The organism is Arcobacter ellisii (assembly GCF_003544915.1).
Lineage (GTDB): Bacteria > Campylobacterota > Campylobacteria > Campylobacterales > Arcobacteraceae > Aliarcobacter > Aliarcobacter ellisii.
In genome coordinates this window covers 1,290,633-1,312,627 of the sequence record NZ_CP032097.1, presented here as the reverse complement: position 1 = coordinate 1,312,627, position 21,995 = coordinate 1,290,633, and the positions used below count along the sequence as shown (strand labels likewise).

Here is a 21,995-nt window from a genome sequence, read left to right as displayed (position 1 = left end):
AGAGTGAGTAAAACTCACTCCATTTCTAAATCTTTAATAGCATATTTTTCTCTTATTTTTCTTCTCTCTTCTAACTCTTCTTTTTTTGCATTTGGATTTGTGACATCTAAATCAGGTCTTTCAATAACTGGAATTTTTCCTTTTAATTTTGGATTTAATTTAAAAAAATTATCCATATCTATCTTATAAATAACATCTTTATTATGTAGTTCTGCATGTTTTGGATATTTTAAAATATAACATCCTCTAAAATCTTTTTCAATGATTCCTTTTCTTGCTAATTTTTTAGAGAAATCAAATTTGAAGATTATATATGCAATTATAAAAATAACAAAAGAAAAAAATATATCTCCTATATATTCCATAAAAAAACCCAAAATCAAAAATATTTATTATTTTATATAAAGATATCCTATTTATTAGTATGTTAAATGATTATTTATATAAATATTAGGTTGTAATTATAACAAATTTAATTTAATATCTCATTTTTTTTGTTATATTTGTACAAACTTTATCTTTTTTGGAGTATGATTATATTAATGCTTTTGTTACTAGAATTAAAGGTTTAGTTTAAAAAAATTAGACTAAAAAAGAAGATAAGTAAACAAAAAATACTTAAAAGAGAGTTGGCTATATAAGCCCTTGAGACTTATAAATCAAGATTCCTTTTGTGAATCAAAATAATTAAAATTAGAAAAAATCTTAGATTAGAATACAAACTTTTTTATTTGGTGTTACTTATTTATTGGAACAAAAAAGCATTAGTATGGGCTAAAAATAGCTTGAGCTTTTTATACTACTTACTTGGTTAAGTCTTTTGCCCATTGTTATATATCTTGGATATAGATTAAAGTGCAACAAAGGAGATTAAATGATTGCCATACCAGTTAAAAGTGAAGAAGAGAACAGTAATTTATTAGAAGAGTTTGGAAAAGCAGAATATTTTGCTTTAATCAATAATAATAAAATTGAGATTTTAAAGAATGAACAAAAAGATACGCAAGAGATAGCTAATTGGCTAAAAGACAAAAATGTAAACATTTTAATTTCTTCTGCTTTAAAAGAAAATACTTTTTATACATTAAAAAATAATGGTATAAAAGTATATTGTTCGCAAGAAAATAAAATCAAAATTGATGAAATATTATTAAAATATGCAGATGGGGAATTACCTATTTTAAATAAATTAAGTTTTTTATATCAGAAGGTATGATTTTAAAGAAGTAGATTTTTTCTACTTCTTTTGAATTAAAAAACTAAACTAAATTTATCAAATCCTCTTTTTTATCAATTTGTTTCTCAATAGCTTGTATCCCTTTTGCAAAGAGTGAATTTTTTAATCCCTCCCCTATTCTTGTAGATAAAAATATATTTACTTTATATTTCATTAATATTTGCGGTAAAACAATAGCAGGTTTTAATTTTTTGGAAAAGACTTCATTCTCAAAACTATCCAATAATTTAATTTCATTATTTTGGATTTTATAAATCAATACATATTTATCAGTTGCTAAAATTGATTCAAAATTTTCTAAACTTGAAGAACATAAAGCTACAATATAACCTAAATTGTCATCTTGAATAGAAATCTTATTTCCATAAACTAAAGCTCTTGTTAATTTTTGTCTAGCATTTTTTAGAATTCTTGTAAAAGTTGGTCTTGAAACTTCCATACTAATAGCTGCTTCTTCTTGATATAAATTTAAAACATCCATTAAATAAATAGCTTCCATCTCTTCATCTAACAACACAGTAACACCAGTAAATGGTTTATTTTCTGGTATAAAATCTTTAAATGCCGGTTTAAATATTAAATTTCTTTTATTTTTATCTCTACCCATTTTTATCCTTGTTTGAAATAATATCAAAATTTTCTTGATTTTTTATTGACATATGTTCATTAAAGTGTTATCATTTTGAACATATGTCAACAAAAGGAGATTTTATGTTGAATATTAAAAATATTTACTCTTTTTATCTTAATGGTTTTAAAAATATGACTATTGGCAAAACATTATGGAAAATCATATTAATAAAATTATTAGTTATATTAGTTTTTCTTAACTATTTTATCCATGATAAATCTATCAAAACTGAATATAAGACATATGAAGAGAAAGTTGATTTTGTATATAAAAATCTAACAAAAGAAAATTAAAAGGAAGAGAAATGGAAGAGCATTTAGTTGATTGGTCCAGAGCTCAGTTTGCACTAACAGCAATGTATCATTGGATTTTTGTTCCATTAACTTTGGGACTTGGATTCATTGTTGCTATTATGGAAACTATTTATGTAAAAACAAATAATGAATTTTGGAAAAAAACTACAAAATTTTGGATGGGTTTATTTGCAATAAACTTTGCAATAGGAGTTGCAACTGGAATAATAATGGAGTTTGAATTTGGTACAAACTGGGCAAATTACTCTTGGTTTGTTGGAGATATTTTTGGAGCTCCACTTGCAGTTGAGGGAATTTTAGCCTTTTTTATGGAGAGTACTTTTTTTGCTGTAATGTTTTTTGGTTGGGAAAAAGTTAGTAAAGGATTTCACTTATTATCAACTTGGTTAGTTGCCATTGGTTCAAATCTATCTGCTTTATGGATACTTGTTGCAAATGGTTGGATGCAATATCCAGTTGGAATGACATTTAATCCAGATATGGTAAGAAATGAGATGAATAATTTTTGGGATGTATTACTCTCTCCTGTTGCTATTAGTAAATTTTTACACACTATTGGAAGTGGTTATGTTTTAGCTTCGCTTTTTGTTATAGGAGTTAGTGCTTGGTATTTATTGAAAAAAAGAGATATTTTATTTGCTAAAAAATCTATGATTATTGGGGCTACATTTGGACTTATAACTTCAATATTTTTGATTTTAAGTGGAGATGAATCAGCTCATCAAGTTGCTCTTAAACAACCTATGAAACTTGCAGCCATGGAAGGTTTATACGAAGGAGAAGAGAAAGTTGGAATTGTAGCTTTTGGTTTATTAAATCCAGAAAAAACAATAACAAATGATGAAAATACTTTTTTATTTGATTTTACAATTCCTTATGCTTTATCATTTTTAAGTTTCCATGATATAAATGCTTATGTTCCTGGAATAAAAGATTTAGTTTATGGAAATGAAGAAAGAGGAATTTTAAGTGTAGAAGAAAAAATGCAAAAAGGTAAAATTGCCATTGAAGCTTTGGAATCTTATAAAGAGGCTAAAAAAACTTCAAATGAATCATTATTAAATAATTCAAAAATTTTACTTGATGAAAATATGAAATATTTTGGTTATGGACATATTAAAAATAAAGAAGATGTTATTCCTCCTGTTTCTATTACATTTTATTCATTCCATATTATGGTTGGACTTGGAACTTGGTTTACAATACTGTTTGCTTTAGTTTTATTTTTATTAACAAAAAAAGAGATTCTAAACTATCCAATTGTTTTAAAATCAGCACTTTTTAGTATTCCTTTAGGATATATTGCAAGTGAAGCTGGATGGATAGTTGCTGAAGTAGGAAGACAACCTTGGGCTATTCAAGACTTAATGCCTGTTGGAATTGCAGCTACAAAAATAGCAACAACAAATGTAATGATTAGCTTTTTTATCTTTGCCATACTTTTTACTGTTTTATTAATAGCAGAAATAAAAATTATGACAAAACAGATAAAAATTGGTCCAAATGGAGGTCACTAATATGGGATTTGAAAACTTAGAACTTATAACACTTCAACAATATTGGTGGATAATAATATCTTTATTAGGTGGATTTTTTGTATTTATTATGTTTGTTCAAGGTGGGCAAACTTTAATAGATAAATTAAGTGAAAATGAGACTGAAAAAACTATGCTAATAAATAGTATAGGAAGAAAATGGGAATTAGGTTTTACAACTTTAGTTTTATTTGGTGGTGCTTTATTTGCAGCCTTTCCACTATTTTATGCTACAAGTTTTGGTGGAGCTTATTGGGTTTGGTTAAGCATTCTATTTTGTTTTATTATTCAAGCTGTTTCTTATGAATACAGAACTAAACCAAACAATTTTTTAGGACAAAAAACATATGAAATGTTTTTAAAAATAAATGGAAATATTGGGACATTTTTATTAGGAGTAGCAATTAGTACTTTTTTTAGTGGAAGCGAATTCATAGTTGATTCAAACAACTTTGTAGATTGGCAAAACTCTTTAAGAGGCCTTGAAGCACTTCTTAATCCATATAACTATTTATTGGGCTTTGCACTTGTATTTTTGGCAAAGATTAGTGGAGCTTTATATTTTATAAATAATATAGATTATGAAAAAATAAGAATCAAAGCAGTTAATTCAATCAAAATAAATATGATTTTCTTTTTATTTTTCTTTTTAGGATTTATGTTATGGATTCTTACAAAAGATGGATATACAATAAACGAAAATAGTTTTATAGAAATAGAAAGATTAAAGTATTTTCAAAACTTTATGGATATGCCCATTGTTTTAGTTATGTTCTTAATTGGTGTCTTGATGGTTATTATAGCTGTATTTGTAACTATTACATTTAAAAAAACTTGTTGCATCAAAACAGGTGGAGTAGGAATTGTATTAACTGTAATGGCGATTTTATTAAATGTGGGATTAAACAATACAGCTTACTATCCTTCAACTACTGATTTACAAAGCAGTTTAACAATTATGAATAGTTCAGGAAGTCACTATACTCTTATGGTTATGAGTTATGTTTCATTGATGGTTCCCTTTGTATTAGCATATATAACTTATGCTTGGTACAGTATGGATAAAGTAAAAATTACAAAAGAAGAGATTGAATCTAAAGATTCACATAATTATTAAAAGGTTAGAAAAAATGGAATATTTAAGTGAATTAATTTGGTTAAGTTTATGGCCGGTGGTTATATATCTTGGATATAAAATTTCATATAAAAATGCAACAAAGGAGATAAAATGATTGCAATACCAGTAAAAACAAATAAAGAAAATACAGCAGTATCGACACTTTTTGGAAAAGCAAAATATTTTGCTTTTATAGAAATTAACAAAATTGAAATATTAAAAAATGAACAAATGGGTGGAAAAGCTGTTGCAAATTGGTTAAAAAGTAAAAATGTAGAGGTATTGATTACTTCTCACTTAGGAGAAAAACCTTTTGAAACCCTATTAAACAAAGGATTAAAAGTATATTTTGCAGGTGATGAAAGAATAGAATTAAAAGATGTAATTATAAAATATGCAGATGGAGATTTAACTCTATTAACTAATAAAAATTTTCATACTCTTTTAAAAGAGGATAATCATCATTCTAAAAATTGTTCAAAAACAAATCAAAAACCAGAGGATAAACTACAAAGACCTTTATATAAAAGTTTTATAAGAAACATTCATTACTAAAAAAATAAAGAAAGATAGAAACCTTTGTTTCTATCTTTTTTCTATAGTTGCTTTATTTTTAAAAGTTTTTAAAACTTCTACTTTTTCACCTTCAATAAACTCTTTTTCATCAAGTTGGGAATCAATATCCCAATAAGTTCCCTTATAAAAAACTTTTGAGTTTTTGATTTCTCCTATTCCTTTTTCGTTTAAATAATCATCAGAAACTTCAACTTTTGATTTCAAAAAAATCTCTACAACTTTTTTTCTCAAAACTAAAATCAAAATAATTGAAATCAACGATACAGTTGCTAACTGCCAAACTGCACCTGAAAATACTACAAAATAACTAATTACTGCAACTATAATAAAACTTATCCCAAACCAAATAAGTATAAAAGAGGCAATTAAAGCTTCTAAAGCTACTAAAGCAACACCGATTGCTAATAGAATATAAGGATCAACGGCACTAAGCATTATTTGTTGCTCCATTACTTACACCTTTGAAAAAAGCATCTCCTAAAACAGAAGTTGAACCAATCATTTGAGCTACTTCATAAGGTAAAATCATTTTATCAGTTGAATTACTTTCAGCCAATGCTCTAAAGGCTGCAATTCTATCTTTTGCAAGTAAAAATTCTGCAGCTTTTTCATTTTCCATCATAGAGATATTTATAAGTCTCATTGCTTCTTGCTGACCTGCAGCAAGCTGTTCTTGCTCATATCTTCTTGCATCTGCCATTCGCTCAATTGCTTCTGCTTTTAAAACTTCTTCTTGTTTAAATGCTTCTGCTTTTCTAATAACTGCTTCTTTATCAGCTCTTGCTTTTGTTTCAATAGCTCTTTTTTCCCTTTCAGCTTCCATTTGCATATTCATAGCTCTTTCGATTTCTTGTGGAACTGAAATATCAGAAATTTCAACTCTAGTTACTTTAATTCCCCAGTTTGTTGCTGCACTTCCTAGTTCACTTTGTAATTTTGCATTTAAAGTTTCTCTATTTGATAAAGTATCATCTAAATCCATTCCACCAATTTCAGCTCTTAATGTAGTCATTGCAAGATTTGCAATAGCATTTTTAAAATCAACTACATTATAAGTTGCTTGCATTGCATCATCTACTTTACAAAAAACTATCCCATCTATAGAAATATTTACATTATCCTTTGTAATAACTGATTGTTTAGCAATATCAACTAATTGTTCTCTTGATGTAAGAACAGCTCTTACATTATCAATTATTGGTATGATTATATGAAAACCACCATGTAATACTTTGTTAAATTTTCCTAATCTTTCAATCAAATATAAATCTGATTGAGGAACAATTTTTATACCTTTTACAATGACTATTAAAGCAAAAAATATTATTGCAATTGCAAACACCATACTTGTTTCCATTGAATTTCCTTTTTTTAATTTAAACTTTCAACAATAATATTATAATTTATTTTAAAAGTAGACCTTTTAAATAATTATATTTTTTAAATTTAGATTGAATCTATTTCCACTTTCAGTAGTTTCTATGTTGATTAAAATCTTATTTTTGTCACAAAACTCTTTTACCATAGCAAGTCCTAAACCAAATCCATCATTAGAAGGATTTTCTTGGAAATATTTATCAAAAACTATAAATAGATTTTTTGTATCTATTTTTTCGCCACTATTATAAATAGATAAAATAGAATTTTTATAAGATATTTCAACTATTGGATTTTCTTTTAAATTATATTTTATAGCATTTGAAATTAGATTATCAATTGTTTTTATAAAACCATTTATATCACTTTTAACTGTGACATTTGGCACATCAACTAAAATTTTAGTATCTTTTTTAATATCATCAAATTTATCAATTGAAATTTTTATTATTTCATCAAGAAAAAACTCTTGTTTATCTATTTTGTCTATCTCTTTTTTGATGTTATATTCCATATTTTCATACAATTTCAAAAGATTATTACTAGCTTGTTTTATTCTTTCTAATCTTTTTAAACTCTTTTCATCTTTGATTGTTTTTTCTAAAAGTTGAGTATTCATTTTTATAGTAGAAACAGGAATATTTAATTCATGAATAGTCTCTTTAATACTTAGTTCCAATTTCTCATCACTTTTAAACAGTGGTTTTAAAATAGAGATTGAAAAACTTAAAAAAATTGCCAAACCTAAAATAATCAAAGGAACAATTATATATATAAAATTATCCTGATTTAGACCAAATTTAGAGATAAAAAAATAGTTTAAATATAAAATAATCACCAAACAAAAAGTGAAGATTATAGAGATTGAGATTAAAAAATCTCTTTTTTTAGAATTCAACTTTATATCCTATACCTTTAATATTTGAAATAGAGTCTTTATTTTCAAAAAGTTTTTTTATGTGATTTATATAAACCCTGATAGAACCTTCACTATACTCTTGGCTTGTTGCCCATAATTTTGCGATTATCATATCTTTAGTAACTATTTCTCCCCTATTTTCAATAAATAGTTCCATTAGTTCTAAAACTTTTACAGGTAAATTCAAATCTTCACCATTTTCATAAAGTCTTTTATTTAAAGGATTAAAAGTTAAAGTTTCAGTCAGTTTTATAATTTCAAACTGTTTTTTATTTCTTTTTAGTAATGCTTTCATTCGTAAAAGAAGTTCATCCAAATCAACTGGTTTTTTCAAATAATCATCACAACCTTTTAAAAAAGCATCATGTAAAGTATCTTTATCTTTATAAGAAGTTAAAAAAATTGTCGGAGTGTTGTCTTCACTTTTTCGTAAGTTCAATAAGAGTTCTAGTCCATTTATTTTTGGAACATTAATATCAAAAATATATAAATCATAATTATTTTCATAATTTAGATTTAAACACTCTTCTCCATCATATGCAATATCAACAATAAAACCTTCATCACTTAAAAAATCTTCAATTGTTGATGCAAAAAGTTCATCATCTTCTAAAACTAAAACCTTATACAAAGTCCTTCCTTACATTTATTGTTGATTGATTATATTTACTTTTTGTTAAATAATTGATAATTCGATATGATTATTAATAAGAATTACAAAAAAGGCTTTATTATGCTAGATAATATATCAATAAAAACAAAATTAATTAGTCTATCAATTATTATTTCTTTATCATTTGTATTAATTTTATTTATAGAACTTCTTTCTATAAATAAAATCAGTGAAATTGAAAATATTGGTACACAAATTAATAAACTAGAGATTCAACAGTTGGAATTAAGAAAAAATGAAAAAGATTTTCTTTCAAGAAAAGATTTAAAATATCTTGAAAAATTTAATGAAAACATATCAAATATTCAAAAAATTAGTTCAACGTTAGATACTAATTTTGACTTATTTGATTTAGATAAAACGAAATTAAATAACTACAACACTATTATAAAAGATTACTCTACAATTTTTACAAAAATTGTTAATCTACAACAAAAAATAGGATTAAAAGAGGACAATGGTTTATATGGTTCACTAAGAAATAGTGTACATTTAGTTCAAGAATTTGCAAAAAAATCAAATGATAATTATCTACTTGCAACAGTTTATGATTTAAGAAAACAAGAAAAAGATTTTATGCTAAGACTTGATGAAAAATATGTAGAGAATTTTAATAAAATTATTATAAAACTTGAAAAAGATGAAAAATATAAAGAGATAATACCTTTAATTTCTAGTTATAAAACAGATTTTTTGAATCTTGTAACTTCTGAAAAAGAAAAAGGTTTTAATGAAAATTCTGGAATGATGAAAGAGATGAGAGATATTGTTCACAAATGTGCAAAATCTCAAGAAATTTTAACTACAGGAATTAGTCAAAAAATAGTTGAATTACACGATAAAATAGTATTTTATTCTTATAGTATAATCATAATTATCGCTTTATTTATTATTATTGCTCTTTTATATATTAGTAGAGTAATCAATAAATCTTTATCAACTTTTCAAGAAGGGTTAGGAGAGTTTTTTGCATTTTTAAATAATGAAACAAAAAATATAAATCTTTTAGATGACAAAAATGATAATGAATTTGGAAATATGTCTAAAATCATCAACTCAAATATAATCAAAGTTCAAGAAAATATCATAAAAGATAAAGCATTGATTGATGATGCAACAAAAGTTGCAAATGATATAAAAGATGGTCATTTAAGTAGTAGAATTGTGACAAATTCAAACTCAAATGAGTTAAATGAACTAAAAAATGTAATCAATTTAATGCTTGAAAATTTAAGTTCAAATATAAATAATATTTTAGAAGTATTAAAAAATTATAGTAATTATGATTATACAAAAAGAGTAAATACAAAATTAGTTAAAGGTGATATTTTAGAACTTTGTGAAAATATAAATCAAGTTGGAAATACTATTACAAAAATGTTAGTTGATAGTAAAACTATAGGTTTAAATTTACAAAATAGTGCTCATATTTTAGTAGATAATGTTAAATTTTTAACTCAAAATGCAAATACGACAGCTGCTTCTTTAGAAGAAACAGCTGCTGCTGTTGAAGAAATCACATCAACTATTGCTAAAAATAGTCAAAATATAAATGAAATGTCACAATACTCTAAAAATGTAATTTCTGCTTTAAAAACTGGTGAAGAGTTAGCAAATAGAACAACTACATCAATGGATGAAATAAATGCACAAGTTATAGCAATAAATGAATCAATTACTCTAATTGACCAAATTGCTTTCCAAACAAATATTCTTTCATTAAATGCAGCTGTTGAAGCAGCAACTGCTGGTGAAGCAGGACGTGGATTTGCTGTTGTTGCTGCTGAAGTACGAAATCTTGCAAGTAGAAGTGCTGAAGTTGCACGTGAAATTAAAATATTAGTTGAAAATGCAACATCAAAAGCAAATATTGGAAAAGAAATAGCTTCAAATATGATAGAAGGATACGCAACTTTAAATAGCAATATTCAAAATACAGTAAATTTAATAAATAGTGTTTCAACTGCATCAAAAGAACAACAAATAGGAATGGAGCAAATAAATAGTTCTATTAATCAACTAGACCAACAAACTCAAGAAATAGCAACTATCTCTTCAACTACTCAACAAATTGCACAAGAGACAAATAATATTGCAATTGAAATAGTAAAAAATAGTGATGAAAAAGAGTTCGATGGAAAAAACAGTATAAAAATTCAAGAAAAAAGATAAAGAATTATGACTAAAAAATTATTTGTACCTATTTTATTTTTAGTTATTGCATATTTTGTAATTTCTATGGAAAATTTAACTGTGATTCTATCTGGAATTGCAATTTTTTTAATTGGTATGTTTTTTATGCAAGATGGTTTTAAACTATTATCGGGAGGAATTTTAGAAAAATTGCTTCAAAAGTTTACAAGCAACACCTTTTATGCCATTTTAACTGGATTTCTTTCAACATCTGTTGTACAAAGTTCATCTATTATCTCTTTAGTTGTTATCTCATTTTTATCTGTTGAGTTAATAACTTTAGTTCAAGGAATTGGAATAATTTTTGGTTCAAATCTTGGAAGTACAACAACAGCTTGGATAGTTTCAAGTTTAGGAGTAGATGTAAAAATTTCAATTTATGCAATGCCAATGATTCTTTTTGGAGTACTATTACGATTTTTTAAAAATAACAGTTATAAAGGACTCGGAAATGTATTATTGGGTTTAGGGTTTATTTTTCTTGGTATTTCTTATATGAAAGATGGATTTGATACATTAAAAAATTCAATTGATTTAGCTTCTTATTCTATGGAAGGAGCTTTAGGAATTATTGTTTATATTCTAATAGGAGCAATTGCAACGGTTGTTATTCAATCAAGTGCTGCAACCTTAGCGATTATTATTACAGCTTTAAGTGCTGGAAGTATCATATATATAAATGCTTTAGCTTTAGCAATTGGAGCAAATGTTGGAACAACTTTTACTGCAATTATTGCTTCATTGGCTTCAAATGAAAATGGAAAAAGAGTTGCTTTTGCTCACTTTACTTTCAATGTTATTACAGCAATTATTATAACTACATTTATTTATTCATTTAAAGATTTAGTCGATTTTTTAGCACCTTATTTGGGTATTAGTGAAAATAATTACACTATGAAATTATCTTTGTTTCATACAATATTTAGTTTATTTGGAATTATTTTATTATCTCCTTTTATAAATCAAATAGTTAACTTATCAAAAAAATTAATTAAAACGAAAATCTCAGCTGCATCAAGACCTAAATACCTATTAGATTCAAATTTAACAATTCCAGATACAGCAATTGTTTCAATAAGAAAAGAGACTATAAGTTTATATGAAAATTGTCAAAAAGCAATGCTTCATGCTTTAAATTTACATACAAGTAATTTAAAAACAAAAGAAGATTTAAAACTTCAAATATCAAAAGAAGTTTCAAAAATTGATACAAATATTGATGAGATTTATCATACAAATCTAAAAATTATTTATAGTGAAATCATAAAATACTCTTCTTTTGCACAAGAAAATATGACAAGTTCTCAACAAAGAGAGGTTGCTGATATAAAAAGATGTGCAAAACTTATTGTAGAAGTATTAAAAGATACAAGAGATATTCAAAAAAATCTAAATTTTTATCTAAAAAGTAGAAATGAATATATAAAAGAGGAGTATAATTTACTAAGAGAAGAGTTAGCAGCTATTTTAATTGATATAAATTTACTTGATAGTCAAGAAACAGAGCTTGAGAAACTTACACAATTGGAAGTTATAAAATCAACTCTTAAAACAAATGACTTATTAAAATCAGGGAAAATTGACGCTTTAATCAGAGAAGATAAAATCAAAGCAACAATGGCAACTTCACTTATCAATGATAGTGCAACTGTTTATTCTATTCAGAAAAAACTTGTTGAAATGGCAAGTATATTGTTTTTTAACAATACACTACTAAAAGAGATAGGAAACAAATAATATGAACTTAGATAAAATCGTTTCAAAAATAAAAAAATATTTGAAAAAAGATAGTTTAGATGAATCAAAACAAGAAAAAGTTAAAGAGATAATTGAAAAATTATCTCAAAAAAAAGCAAAATTAAAAAAAGAGATAAAAGAAGCTAAAAAAGATTCAGAAAAAAAACAGCTTCAAAAAGAGCTTGAAGCTGTTATAAAACTTATTGAAAAAAGTAATAAACTTATTTAAAATCTTTAAAGTTTTGTCTTAAAGCTTCGTAAGCAACAATTGAAACTGAGTTTGCAATATTTAAACTTCTTGCATCATTTGTCATTGGAATTGTAATACAAGTTTTTGGACTTTTATCTAAAATAGATTGAGGAAGTCCAGCATCTTCTCTTCCAAAATAAAAATAATCTCCTACTTCATAACTTGTTTCAAAATAAACTTGTTTTGTTTTTGTAGTTGCGAAAAAGTGTCTATCATTAAATGGATTTTTTGCCCAAAAATCTTCGATATTTTCATACTCTCTAACATCTAAATCAAACCAATAATCAAGTCCAGCACGACGAACTTCTTTTTCTGTAATTTCACCAAAACCATAAGGTTTAATTAGGTGAAGTGTACAGTTAAGTGCAAATGCAAGTCTTCCAATAGTTCCCACATTTCCAGGGATTCTTGGTTCTAATAAAACTATATTAAACATTATAAAATTACCGTTTTGTTTCCATGAACAAAAACTCTATCATTTAAAAGTAGTTCAAATGCATTTGATAAAACGATTTTTTCTACATTTCTTCCTGCATTTCTCATATCTTCCCAAGAATAACTATGGTCAACTCTTACCACATCTTGGAAAATAATCGGACCTTCATCCAAATCATTTGTAACATAATGAGCAGTTGCTCCAATAATCTTAACACCTCTTTCGTGAGCTTGTTTATATGGATTTGCTCCAATAAATGCTGGTAAAAATGAGTGATGGATATTTAAAACTTTTTTAGGGAAAGTTTCTACAAATTTTGGAGTTAAAATTCTCATATATTTTGCAAGAACAATAAGTTCAGGTTCATACTCAGAAATTTTTGCAATCATTTTATCTTCGTGTTCTTCTCTACTCATTCCTTCTGCACTAATAGAAGTGAAAGGAATATTGAATTTTTCTACTAACTCTTTTAAATGGTCATGATTTGCAATAACTGCTTTTATATTTGCATTTAATTCTCCAGCAATGTATCTAATCAATAAATCACCTAAAACGTGAGACTCTTTAGTTGCTAAAATAACAACATCTTTTTTCTCTTTTTTGTTTAATTTAATTGATGCTCCAGCTGGTAAAACTTCTGTTAGTTCTTTTAGTAAGATATTTTTTGAAACTTTTCCAGAGATTATACTTCTCATAAAAAATTTTTTAGTTTCTGGATCAACATATTCAGCATTTTGTTCGATATTTAAGTTATTTGCAAAAAGTACTTTTGAAATATTATAAACCAAACCTTTTGAATCTTCTGTATCAATTAACAGTATATACTCTTCCATATTTATCCTATAATTATTCTAGCTTTAATTTTTTAAAGCTAGAATATTACCATTTTATAAATTAATAGATAATTTTAAGTTATATCATAGAAGCTAGTTTTTCTCTATATTCTTCCAAATTAAAATCTTTTACTCTTGCAACACCTGTTTCAACTGCACTATTTGCAACAGCTGATGAAACTTCAACCATTAATCTTTTATCAAAAGGAATTGGAATAATATACTCTCTTCCATAAGATAAATCACCAAATGAAGCTCTTAATTCTTCTGTAATTGGCTCTTTTGCAAGATTTGCAATAGCTTTTGCAGCTGCCATTTTCATTGGCATATTTATTTTTCTTGCTTGAACATCAAGTGCACCTCTAAAAATAAAAGGGAAACCTAAAACATTGTTTACTTGATTAGCATAATCTGAACGCCCTGTTCCAATAATTGCTTTTGGTTTTACAGATCTTACTTCTTCAGGAAAAAGTTCAGGTGTTGGATTTGCTAAAGTAAATACAATTGGTTCTTCACTCATAAGTTTTATATGTTCTAGTGTAAATGTCCCAGGTCTTGATAAACCTAAAACCATATCTGCATTTTCAAATGCCTCTTCCATTGTTGTTATATCAGTTTGGGTAATAAACTCTTTTTTATATTTGTTTAAATCAGTTCTATCTTTATGTATTACACCTTTTGAATCACACATAATTAAATTTTTAATTCCTAGTTCTTTATACATCGTTGAACAAGCAATCGCTGAAGCCCCTGCTCCAACCACAACTACTTTCATATCTTCTAATTTTTTTCCCATCATTTCACTTGCATTAATAAGTGCAGCACTTGTAATAATTGCCGTTCCATGTTGGTCATCGTGCATAACTGGAATATTTAACTCTTCAACAAGTCTTTTTTCAATTTCAAAACACTCAGGAGCTTTAATATCTTCAAGATTTATTCCACCAAAAGTAGGAGAAATAGCCTTTACAATATCACAAAATTTATCAATATCTTTTTCATCAACTTCTATATCAAAAGAATCTACTGCTGCAAATTTTTTGAATAATACAGATTTTCCTTCCATTACAGGTTTTGATGCAATTGCTCCAATATCACCAAGTCCAAGAACAGCCGTTCCATTAGAAATAACTGCTACAAGATTTCTTTTTGATGTATATTCAAAAGCTAATTCTGGATTTTTTTGAATCTCTTCACAAGGATACGCAACTCCCGGAGAATATGCTAATGATAAATCTTTTTGAGTTTCCAATCTAGTAGTTGTTGAAATTGCAACTTTTCCTGGATTTGGAACTCTGTGATACTCTAATGCTTCTTCTTTAGTAACTTTTGTACTCATTTTATTTCCCTTTTTATAAACTGATTTATTATAAAATCGCAAAATAGTAACCAAAAGAAACTTAAATAAAAAGATTTTTTATAATTTTTTATGAATATAAATTCATTTAAGTAATTTTTTTAAAGTTATGTAAAATTTATGTAAGTTTTTTTATCTAATTATAATTTATAATTATCATTTAAGGTTTAAACATTAGATATACTTATAATTCCTGCAAATCTTCCTGTTTTTGGATTTTTTCTAAAAGAAAAATATGGTTTATTTGAACATTTTGTACAAATATTTGAGATTTGTATCTCTTTTATTCCTAGATTTTCCAATAATTTTTTATTGATTCCTTGTAAATCTATATTGTTTCCTATACAAAACTCTTCTCCAAAAGAAGTTTTTACTATTTTTAAAAGTTCATCATTTACTTCATAACAACATTTTTGAATAGATGGTCCCATAATTACTTTTATATCTTTAGCTTCACAAGCAAAATTCTCTATCATTTTTTTTGCTGTAATTTCTGCAATTCTTAAAAAAGTTGAGTTTCTTCCTGCATGAACAGCTGCAATTACACCTTTTTTTTCATCATAAAACAAAATTGGAATACAATCAGCAACCATTACCATCAAAGGAAGATTTTTTGTATTTGTAATTATTCCATCACAATCATCTATTAATTTTTCAGAATTTTTATCTACTATTAAAACATTATTCCCATGAACTTGATTCATATAGACTAAATCTTCATTTTTAAATCCAAGTTTTAAAGCAAGATTTTGCCTATTTTTATCAACATTTTGTTTTATATCTCCAACATGATATGCCAAATTTCCATCTTCTATTGTTGTAAAGTTTATTAATATTTTATTACTCATTTTTTCTTCTTTTTATTTGCTTTTGATATAATTTATCAAAAATTTGATAAGGATAAGATTTGAACAGATTTGATGAAGCTGCTAAAACTTGGGATAATAAACAAACAAGTATAGATAGTTCAAATGCTTGTGTAGAGAACTTAAAAAAACATATAACTTTAAAAAACAATGCACAAATTTTAGATTATGGTTGTGGAACTGGATTTATCGCTTTTGCTTTAAGTAATGAAACAAATAACATTTTGGGAATGGATAATTCAAAAGGTATGGTTGAAAAATTTAATGAAAAAGTAAAAGAGTTAAATTTTTCAAATTTAAAAGCTATAAAACATAATATAAATGAAGAGGATTTACCAAAAAATCAATTTGATTTATTTATCTCTTCTATGACAATGCACCATATAAAAGATACTAAAATGTTTGCAAAAAAAGCTTATGAGAGTTTGGTTGATGGTGGATATATCTGTATAAATGATTTAGAAAAAGAGGATGGAACATTTCACGCTAAACATAATAACGATGGAGTTGAACACTTTGGTTATGAGATAAAAGAGCTTTGTAAACTTTTTGAAGAAGTTGGTTTTGAAATAATCTCATGTGATAGTGTATTTATACATGAAAGAAATGATAAAAAATACCCTCTTTTTAACTTAATAGGAAAAAAATAATGACTAAAAAATTTGTAATCTTTGGAAATCCAGTAGCTCACTCTAAATCTCCACAAATGCAAAATGCAGGATTAAAATATATAAATTTTGATGGAGTTTATGAAAAACATCATTTAGAAGATGGAAATACTATAAAAGAAGTATTTTTACAAAATGGATATAGTGGTGCAAATATCACTGTTCCACATAAAGAGTTTGCTTTTGCAAATGCTGATATTGTAAAAGGAATAGCAAAAGAGATTGAAGCTGTTAATACTTATGTTATTGAAGAGGGAAAAGTAGTTGCTTACAACACAGATGCACCAGGATTTTTAAAAGCAATAGAGAGTTTTGGAAAAGTACAAAATGTACTTCTTTTAGGAGCTGGAGGAACAGCAAAAGCTATTAGTTTAGCCCTAAAAGAAAAAAATATAAAAGTAACTGTTTTAAATAGAAGTGAAGGAAAATTAGATTTTTTTAAAAATCACAATATTACTTCATACTCTTGGGAAAACTTCAAACCTGAAATTTATGATTTAGTTGTAAACTCTACAAGTGCTGGATTAAAAGATGATTATTTACCTGCACCAAAAGAGATAATTGAACCAATACTTAAAAATGCCTCTTTTACTTTTGATTGTATTTATGGAAAAGTAACTCCATTTTTAGCTCTTGCAAGTAAAAATAATTGTCAAATAAAAGACGGTGAAGATATGCTTTTATATCAAGGTGTTTTAGCATTTGAACTATTTACTAACACAAAAGCCGATAAAATGGTAGTTGAAGCCATGAGAAAAGGTTTAAAACAAGGGTAAGATATTTTAAATATCTACCCTATATCTACCCTGACAACTAAAAATTGATTTGATTACATCAAACTATATAATTACAATCTTCTTTACTTTTTAATTTTTGTTCCACACCAAAAACAAAACAATCATAATTAAACTTTTAAATTTACACTTCAATTAGTTTCAGTTTTTTTCTCATTTCACTCTATTAAATTATTGACTGATACTAAAATAAAAACTATTACTATTTTATATTTTATTCTAAGTCAAAATTAAATCCCTACATTCCTACAAAAACCCGATGAAACTAACAGAAGAGGTAAAACCTTAAAAAGTTTTTGAGAGTTGTTTTTATTTTCTAAAATTAAAAAAAAGAAGATAAAACAATCCCCTCAAAAATCTTCAAAAAAGGTAAAACAATTTTTAAAGGAATGAAGAGATGACACACTTAGAAATAGAAAAAAAATTTGAAAATATTGAAGGTATCAATGAAGCCAAAAAGATATATAAACAATTAGCTAAAAAATTACACCCTGATGTTGGAGGAAGTGATGAACTTTTTAAAATGTTAAATAGTATATATAACCATATTTTAGAAAATGGTATTTACTTTTCAAATGAGAGTAAGTTTGATTTAGAGTTAGAAAAAATCATATCTCAAATATTACATTATGAAAATCTAATTATTGAAGTTGTTGGTTCTTGGATTTGGTTAAGTGGAGATACTAAAACAATCAAAGATAAACTTAAAGAACTTAATTTTAAATGGGCATCAAAAAAGAAGATGTGGTATTATGGAGAAATGAAAGGTAGAAATCCTAAGGAAAAATCACTTGAAGAAATTAAAAGTAAATATGGTTGTGAAACAGTAAAAACAAAGGAGAAAAGAAAGTTATCTAATTTTTAATTGGATAACTAAAAAAACTGCATTAAATCCTATAATAATTACATAAGACAATTGGGCAAGGTTAGTCAAATTACCACATAAAGTGGATAATTAGACACCTTGATTTTGTTAAACACAAAATTATAATAGGATTTTAAATGAACTACATTGATTTAAAAAAACTTATCAATAAAGAGATAAGATTAATAAAAGAAAGAATTGAAAGTCAAGTTGATACAAATGAAATAAATAAATTAACTTCAAAATATCAAGCTAACAACCTGCATGAACTAATAGAAATACTACTTTGTCAAAGTTCAAGAAATTGTATAAATCTAAACTATAAAAATTTTATAGAAGAGATTAATGAGGCACTTTATGAGTTATCCTTTGAGAATCAACTTTTAAGAAATCAATTAGAGTGTGCTAATTTTAAAAAAGATATGTATGAAAAAACATATATTGATTTTGAAAGAGTTAAAAAAATTGAAGATATGACTGTTCTTGTTGATATATTGAAAAAAAATAAAAACTATTTAGAAAACCAACAAAGAATTATAAATTTAATATCACAAAAAATAGAAGATAAAAATAAAAAAAATGATATTAAAAATGATAAAAAACCACCTATTAAAGGTTTAGATTTATAATGAGAAAATTTTTAAAAGTTGGTATGAATGAAGAGTTGTATAACTCTTTACAATTTAATGCAAATTGTTTAAATATTACTCTTTCAAAATATTGTAGAGAAGTTTTAGAAAATGGCTACATAGTAAAATCAAACAATGATTATGGCTTAGTTCTGTATCACTTAAATAAAATTGGCAATAATATAAATCAAATAGCTAGATTTACCAATGCAAATAAAAGTTTAGATATACAAATATATAACTTACTTTTAGAAATTGATGACTATTTAAAGGAACTATCAAATGGTAATAACAGTAAATAGTGGTAGTGGAAGTCTTGCAGATTATTTAGTAAATGGAAACAATAATAAAAGAGATAAAGAAAAAGTATTTATTCTTGATGGTGATTTAAATCTCACAAAACAAATTTCACAAAATACAAAATATAAAGATAAACATTTTCACATTATTGTTTCTCTAAAAAATAAATATGATAATGAAACAGCAACATCAATATATGAAGATTTTAAAGAAGAGTTATTAAATGCTTATAGAGATGATGAAGTAAATATTAGTGCAGTATTACACCAAGATACAAACAACACTCATTTTCATTGTATGATACCAAAGAAAAATCTTTTAACTAATACAAAATTAGATTTATACTTTGACAAAAGAGATAGAAAGAGATTTGAACTTATTAGAGATTATTTAGATACAAAATACAATTTACAATCACCTACAAATAAAAACCTAAAACCAATAGATAAAACAAATGCTATAACAAAAAATTGGAAAATTGACACAAGTTCAATTAAAACTAAAAAAGATAAATCACAATTTGAACAAGAACTATTAAATCAAATTAATAGTAATTTACACCATTTTAAAACTCATACAGAATTATTGGATTATTTAAAAGAGAATATCAACATTGAAAAGTTTGGATATGACTATAAAAATGACAAGTTCTATGCAACTATAAAACATGACTCAGGTTCTAAACAAAGGGTATTTAGTCCTTTATTTAATACTGGTGATTTAAAATACACTCTAAATGAAAACAATGAAAAGATATATGAGAAGTTTGATTTTGAAAACTATTTATATTCAAGTAAAAAAATTGATATTAACTCAACAAATAAATTATTGAAACTAAGAGCTAAACTTGACATTGAAAATGAAAAGTATAAAACACACATTGAAAAAAGACTTACTAATTCAAGACAAAAAGCACTAAAAAAAATTAACAATATTGAAACTTCAATATCTAATGAAATAATTCCTATTTCTCTTGAAATAGATAAAAATAAAGTTGAACCTTATCCAAGTTTTATTTCTCAAAATAAGCAGTTTTTTAAAGATTTAAAACTATTAATTAAATCTGACATTTCTAAAATTGCAACCAAGTTTTTTAATTTCAATGAACTTCAAAGAGGTAAAGATTTTTCACTAATTAAAGATTCAAAAAATAAAAATACTTTTTTAATATATAAAGATAAAAACCATAATTACAGATATAAAAATATATTTTCAAAAATTGAAGGTGATGCAATAGATTTTCTACTAGAAGCTTTTTATGTGCCAATTTTAACCCCTCTAATTTTAAAACCAATAATGAAAATGGTAAAAGATTTAAAGAATATTATGGGAATTATAAGTGAGAATCTATTAAATGAAATTTTGGAAAGTTTATCTAAAAAATTAGACACAAAAAAAGAAGTAAAAAAAGAGAAAGAACCCCTTTTTACTCCAATCTTTGATTTAAGTCCAAGTAGGGATTTGAAACCCTATTAAGAAGCTTCATTATCTAATAGAATTGGTTTAATTGAATTACTTAATTTTTCAAGATCATTTGCAATTTTATTTCTTAACTCTAATAAATTTATTTCTCTTTTTGTATTTTCTTTACATTCTTTTTTTATAACCTCTTCTTCAAACTCTTTAATTTGAGTTTTAACATCTTTTGAATAATCAATTTTTTTAAATAATAGTTTATTGTCAATTGCTAACTTTTCTAGTTTCATTAGAGGGTCATTATCTAATTCAACTATTATTGTTTGAATATTTGTATTTTTAAACAATTTTTCTGGTAGTTGAATAATTGTTTTTATTAAACCTCTATTCATCAATTCTTTTCTTATTTTTTCTGCGTTTTTATGAAAAGTAAAAGCATTAGGTAAAATTAAAAATGATTTACAATGTAAGTTTTTTACATATTCTACAAATGTATATTCAATACCTTTTTCATATGGAGGATTTGAAATACAAATATCCATTTGAGGAAAACCAAAGTCATTTTTAAGAGTATTACCTTCTTCTATAAATACATTTTGATTATTCACAAGGTTTAGTAATGCTTCACTAATTGCTACAAATCTTTTGTTTAAATCAATACCAAAAATATTAATATTTGAATTTGGATATCTTTCTTTCAATTCCATAAATGAATGGTATATTAATCTTCCCATTCCAATTGTTGGGTCAAAAATATTAATATTTTTGCCAAACTTCTTAGTTCCAACAATTTTAGAAATAAATTTTGAGATAGATTCAGGAGTAAAAAAATCATTTAAACCTCTATCACTACCATTTAATTCTTCAAACAAATCAAAAATAGAATCAATAGTTAAAGGTTGCAATTCTTTATCTATAATTTCTATAATATTTTGAATACCATTTTTATTAGTTTGTAATTGTTCTTCAACAACTGATAATCCTAAATTATCCCATTTAGATTTAACCATACTTTTAAATCTAAATCCATAAATATTATTTAGTTCATTTAACTCATTTCTAATATGTGCTTCAAAGTTTTTCACACTTTTTAAATTAAATGAATTTTCTTCATTGTTGATATATTTATATATTTCATTTTGAGAAATACCTCTTTTTAACATCATACCCTTAGATAGATGCAATTTAAAATAAGCTATGAAACACACAGCTGTAAAATCTTTTGTTGTTAAATTTTCTTTAATTCTTTTTGCTAAATTTGTAATAGTCATT

25 protein-coding genes are annotated in these 21,995 nt (G+C 25.2%); 14 read left to right on the top strand and 11 right to left on the bottom strand.

The window, feature by feature from the left end:
* Positions 1–14: 14 nt before the first annotated feature.
* On the bottom strand, positions 15–365 hold the full coding sequence (locus AELL_RS06730; protein WP_118917208.1) for a hypothetical protein: 351 nt from the start codon (positions 363–365) through the stop codon (positions 15–17).
* Positions 366–874: 509 nt separating this feature from the next.
* On the opposite strand from AELL_RS06730, the gene AELL_RS06725 reads away from it, so the two are divergent.
* On the top strand, positions 875–1,216 hold the full coding sequence (locus tag AELL_RS06725) for a NifB/NifX family molybdenum-iron cluster-binding protein (protein WP_118917207.1): 342 nt from the start codon (positions 875–877) through the stop codon (positions 1,214–1,216).
* 43 nt (positions 1,217–1,259) lie between these two features.
* Here AELL_RS06725 and AELL_RS06720 read toward each other — a convergent pair whose 3' ends face one another.
* Complete coding sequence (locus AELL_RS06720) at positions 1,260–1,844, bottom strand: DUF134 domain-containing protein (RefSeq protein WP_118917206.1); 585 nt, start codon at positions 1,842–1,844, stop codon at positions 1,260–1,262.
* Between the two features lie 104 nt (positions 1,845–1,948).
* Between AELL_RS06720 and AELL_RS06715 the strand changes: the two genes are divergently transcribed.
* From AELL_RS06715 to AELL_RS06700, 4 genes are all read left to right on the top strand, one after another.
* Positions 1,949–2,161: a DUF4492 domain-containing protein gene (locus AELL_RS06715; RefSeq protein WP_024774370.1), complete on the top strand. Its 213-nt coding sequence runs from the start codon at positions 1,949–1,951 to the stop codon at positions 2,159–2,161.
* 11 nt (positions 2,162–2,172) lie between these two features.
* Positions 2,173–3,699, top strand: a complete 1,527-nt coding sequence (locus AELL_RS06710; RefSeq protein WP_118917205.1) for a cytochrome ubiquinol oxidase subunit I — start codon at positions 2,173–2,175, stop codon at positions 3,697–3,699.
* A 1-nt stretch (position 3,700) separates the two neighbouring features.
* On the top strand, positions 3,701–4,834 hold the full coding sequence (cydB, locus tag AELL_RS06705; protein ID WP_118917204.1) for a cytochrome d ubiquinol oxidase subunit II: 1,134 nt from the start codon (positions 3,701–3,703) through the stop codon (positions 4,832–4,834).
* A gap of 111 nt (positions 4,835–4,945) precedes the next feature.
* Positions 4,946–5,389, top strand: coding sequence for a NifB/NifX family molybdenum-iron cluster-binding protein (locus AELL_RS06700; protein WP_118917203.1), 444 nt, complete (start codon positions 4,946–4,948; stop codon positions 5,387–5,389).
* A gap of 30 nt (positions 5,390–5,419) precedes the next feature.
* Here the strand turns inward: AELL_RS06700 and AELL_RS06695 are convergent, their stop codons facing one another.
* The 4 genes from AELL_RS06695 to AELL_RS06680 all read right to left on the bottom strand — a co-directional run bounded on the left by AELL_RS06695 (position 5,420) and on the right by AELL_RS06680 (position 8,337).
* A complete protein-coding gene (locus tag AELL_RS06695; protein ID WP_118917202.1) occupies positions 5,420–5,860 on the bottom strand; it encodes an NfeD family protein in 441 nt (146 codons plus the stop codon).
* On the bottom strand, positions 5,838–6,767 hold the full coding sequence (locus AELL_RS06690) for an SPFH domain-containing protein (protein ID WP_118917201.1): 930 nt from the start codon (positions 6,765–6,767) through the stop codon (positions 5,838–5,840). The genes AELL_RS06695 and AELL_RS06690 overlap by 23 nt, the downstream gene beginning before the upstream one ends.
* Before the next feature lie 66 nt (positions 6,768–6,833).
* Positions 6,834–7,685 carry a sensor histidine kinase gene (locus tag AELL_RS06685; protein ID WP_118917200.1) on the bottom strand — a complete coding sequence of 284 codons (852 nt, stop codon included), beginning with the start codon at positions 7,683–7,685 and terminating at the stop codon, positions 6,834–6,836.
* Positions 7,675–8,337: a response regulator transcription factor gene (locus tag AELL_RS06680; RefSeq protein ID WP_118917199.1), complete on the bottom strand. Its 663-nt coding sequence runs from the start codon at positions 8,335–8,337 to the stop codon at positions 7,675–7,677. The genes AELL_RS06685 and AELL_RS06680 overlap by 11 nt, the downstream gene beginning before the upstream one ends.
* 102 nt (positions 8,338–8,439) lie before the next feature.
* Here AELL_RS06680 and AELL_RS06675 point away from each other — a divergent pair, with 102 nt between their 5' ends.
* The 3 genes from AELL_RS06675 to AELL_RS06665 are packed head-to-tail and all read left to right on the top strand — an operon-like array spanning position 8,440 to position 12,538.
* A complete protein-coding gene (locus AELL_RS06675; protein ID WP_164967237.1) occupies positions 8,440–10,551 on the top strand; it encodes a methyl-accepting chemotaxis protein in 2,112 nt (703 codons plus the stop codon).
* Between the two features lie 6 nt (positions 10,552–10,557).
* Entirely contained in the window at positions 10,558–12,309 is a 1,752-nt protein-coding gene (locus tag AELL_RS06670) for a Na/Pi cotransporter family protein (RefSeq protein WP_118917197.1), read from the top strand.
* A gap of 1 nt (position 12,310) precedes the next feature.
* Positions 12,311–12,538, top strand: coding sequence for a hypothetical protein (locus AELL_RS06665; protein WP_118917196.1), 228 nt, complete (start codon positions 12,311–12,313; stop codon positions 12,536–12,538).
* On the opposite strand, the gene AELL_RS06660 is transcribed toward AELL_RS06665, so the two are convergent.
* From AELL_RS06660 to pgeF, 4 genes are all read right to left on the bottom strand, one after another.
* Positions 12,531–12,995: a tRNA (cytidine(34)-2'-O)-methyltransferase gene (locus tag AELL_RS06660; RefSeq protein WP_118917195.1), complete on the bottom strand. Its 465-nt coding sequence runs from the start codon at positions 12,993–12,995 to the stop codon at positions 12,531–12,533. The two genes, AELL_RS06665 and AELL_RS06660, sit on opposite strands and share 8 nt — an antisense overlap.
* Complete coding sequence (gene purU, locus AELL_RS06655; RefSeq protein WP_118917194.1) at positions 12,995–13,828, bottom strand: formyltetrahydrofolate deformylase; 834 nt, start codon at positions 13,826–13,828, stop codon at positions 12,995–12,997. Before purU ends, AELL_RS06660 begins: the two co-directional genes overlap by 1 nt.
* Before the next feature lie 79 nt (positions 13,829–13,907).
* Positions 13,908–15,167 carry a malic enzyme-like NAD(P)-binding protein gene (locus AELL_RS06650; RefSeq protein WP_118917193.1) on the bottom strand — a complete coding sequence of 420 codons (1,260 nt, stop codon included), beginning with the start codon at positions 15,165–15,167 and terminating at the stop codon, positions 13,908–13,910.
* A gap of 185 nt (positions 15,168–15,352) precedes the next feature.
* Positions 15,353–16,033 (bottom strand): peptidoglycan editing factor PgeF, encoded by a 681-nt coding sequence (pgeF, locus tag AELL_RS06645; RefSeq protein ID WP_118917192.1) that lies wholly within the window; start codon positions 16,031–16,033, stop codon positions 15,353–15,355.
* A 59-nt stretch (positions 16,034–16,092) separates the two neighbouring features.
* On the opposite strand from pgeF, the gene AELL_RS06640 reads away from it, so the two are divergent.
* The 6 genes from AELL_RS06640 to AELL_RS06615 all read left to right on the top strand — a co-directional run bounded on the left by AELL_RS06640 (position 16,093) and on the right by AELL_RS06615 (position 20,783).
* The gene (locus tag AELL_RS06640) at positions 16,093–16,701 is read left to right on the top strand and encodes a class I SAM-dependent methyltransferase (RefSeq protein WP_118917191.1); all 609 of its coding nucleotides are present in this window, start codon (positions 16,093–16,095) and stop codon (positions 16,699–16,701) included.
* Complete coding sequence (locus tag AELL_RS06635; RefSeq protein WP_118917190.1) at positions 16,701–17,495, top strand: shikimate dehydrogenase; 795 nt, start codon at positions 16,701–16,703, stop codon at positions 17,493–17,495. The genes AELL_RS06640 and AELL_RS06635 overlap by 1 nt, the downstream gene beginning before the upstream one ends.
* A 415-nt stretch (positions 17,496–17,910) precedes the next feature.
* Positions 17,911–18,378 carry a hypothetical protein gene (locus tag AELL_RS06630; protein WP_118917189.1) on the top strand — a complete coding sequence of 156 codons (468 nt, stop codon included), beginning with the start codon at positions 17,911–17,913 and terminating at the stop codon, positions 18,376–18,378.
* A gap of 137 nt (positions 18,379–18,515) precedes the next feature.
* On the top strand, positions 18,516–19,007 hold the full coding sequence (locus AELL_RS06625) for a hypothetical protein (RefSeq protein WP_118917188.1): 492 nt from the start codon (positions 18,516–18,518) through the stop codon (positions 19,005–19,007).
* Entirely contained in the window at positions 19,007–19,309 is a 303-nt protein-coding gene (locus AELL_RS06620) for a plasmid mobilization protein (RefSeq protein ID WP_118917187.1), read from the top strand. Before AELL_RS06625 ends, AELL_RS06620 begins: the two co-directional genes overlap by 1 nt.
* The gene (locus AELL_RS06615; RefSeq protein WP_118917186.1) at positions 19,290–20,783 is read left to right on the top strand and encodes a relaxase/mobilization nuclease domain-containing protein; all 1,494 of its coding nucleotides are present in this window, start codon (positions 19,290–19,292) and stop codon (positions 20,781–20,783) included. Before AELL_RS06620 ends, AELL_RS06615 begins: the two co-directional genes overlap by 20 nt.
* Here AELL_RS06615 and AELL_RS06610 read toward each other — a convergent pair.
* Positions 20,780–21,994 (bottom strand): HsdM family class I SAM-dependent methyltransferase, encoded by a 1,215-nt coding sequence (locus AELL_RS06610; protein WP_118917185.1) that lies wholly within the window; start codon positions 21,992–21,994, stop codon positions 20,780–20,782. The genes AELL_RS06615 and AELL_RS06610 overlap by 4 nt on opposite strands.
* Position 21,995: the final 1 nt, after the last annotated feature.

Excerpts from the sequence above, each read along its gene's own strand:
- AELL_RS06730 (WP_118917208.1), bottom strand. The coding sequence starts at position 365 with ATGGAATATATAGGAGATATATTTTTTTCTTTTGTTATTTTTATAATT.
- AELL_RS06725 (WP_118917207.1), top strand. The coding sequence starts at position 875 with ATGATTGCCATACCAGTTAAAAGTGAAGAAGAGAACAGTAATTTATTA.
- AELL_RS06720 (WP_118917206.1), bottom strand. The coding sequence starts at position 1,844 with ATGGGTAGAGATAAAAATAAAAGAAATTTAATATTTAAACCGGCATTT.
- AELL_RS06715 (WP_024774370.1), top strand. The coding sequence starts at position 1,949 with ATGTTGAATATTAAAAATATTTACTCTTTTTATCTTAATGGTTTTAAA.
- AELL_RS06710 (WP_118917205.1), top strand. The coding sequence starts at position 2,173 with ATGGAAGAGCATTTAGTTGATTGGTCCAGAGCTCAGTTTGCACTAACA.
- cydB (WP_118917204.1), top strand. The coding sequence starts at position 3,701 with ATGGGATTTGAAAACTTAGAACTTATAACACTTCAACAATATTGGTGG.
- AELL_RS06700 (WP_118917203.1), top strand. The coding sequence starts at position 4,946 with ATGATTGCAATACCAGTAAAAACAAATAAAGAAAATACAGCAGTATCG.
- AELL_RS06695 (WP_118917202.1), bottom strand. The coding sequence starts at position 5,860 with ATGGAGCAACAAATAATGCTTAGTGCCGTTGATCCTTATATTCTATTA.
- AELL_RS06690 (WP_118917201.1), bottom strand. The coding sequence starts at position 6,767 with ATGGAAACAAGTATGGTGTTTGCAATTGCAATAATATTTTTTGCTTTA.
- AELL_RS06675 (WP_164967237.1), top strand. The coding sequence starts at position 8,440 with ATGCTAGATAATATATCAATAAAAACAAAATTAATTAGTCTATCAATT.
- AELL_RS06670 (WP_118917197.1), top strand. The coding sequence starts at position 10,558 with ATGACTAAAAAATTATTTGTACCTATTTTATTTTTAGTTATTGCATAT.
- AELL_RS06665 (WP_118917196.1), top strand. The coding sequence starts at position 12,311 with ATGAACTTAGATAAAATCGTTTCAAAAATAAAAAAATATTTGAAAAAA.
- AELL_RS06660 (WP_118917195.1), bottom strand. The coding sequence starts at position 12,995 with ATGTTTAATATAGTTTTATTAGAACCAAGAATCCCTGGAAATGTGGGA.
- purU (WP_118917194.1), bottom strand. The coding sequence starts at position 13,828 with ATGGAAGAGTATATACTGTTAATTGATACAGAAGATTCAAAAGGTTTG.
- AELL_RS06650 (WP_118917193.1), bottom strand. The coding sequence starts at position 15,167 with ATGAGTACAAAAGTTACTAAAGAAGAAGCATTAGAGTATCACAGAGTT.
- pgeF (WP_118917192.1), bottom strand. The coding sequence starts at position 16,033 with ATGAGTAATAAAATATTAATAAACTTTACAACAATAGAAGATGGAAAT.
- AELL_RS06635 (WP_118917190.1), top strand. The coding sequence starts at position 16,701 with ATGACTAAAAAATTTGTAATCTTTGGAAATCCAGTAGCTCACTCTAAA.
- AELL_RS06630 (WP_118917189.1), top strand. The coding sequence starts at position 17,911 with ATGACACACTTAGAAATAGAAAAAAAATTTGAAAATATTGAAGGTATC.
- AELL_RS06625 (WP_118917188.1), top strand. The coding sequence starts at position 18,516 with ATGAACTACATTGATTTAAAAAAACTTATCAATAAAGAGATAAGATTA.
- AELL_RS06620 (WP_118917187.1), top strand. The coding sequence starts at position 19,007 with ATGAGAAAATTTTTAAAAGTTGGTATGAATGAAGAGTTGTATAACTCT.
- AELL_RS06615 (WP_118917186.1), top strand. The coding sequence starts at position 19,290 with ATGGTAATAACAGTAAATAGTGGTAGTGGAAGTCTTGCAGATTATTTA.
- AELL_RS06610 (WP_118917185.1), bottom strand. The coding sequence starts at position 21,994 with ATGACTATTACAAATTTAGCAAAAAGAATTAAAGAAAATTTAACAACA.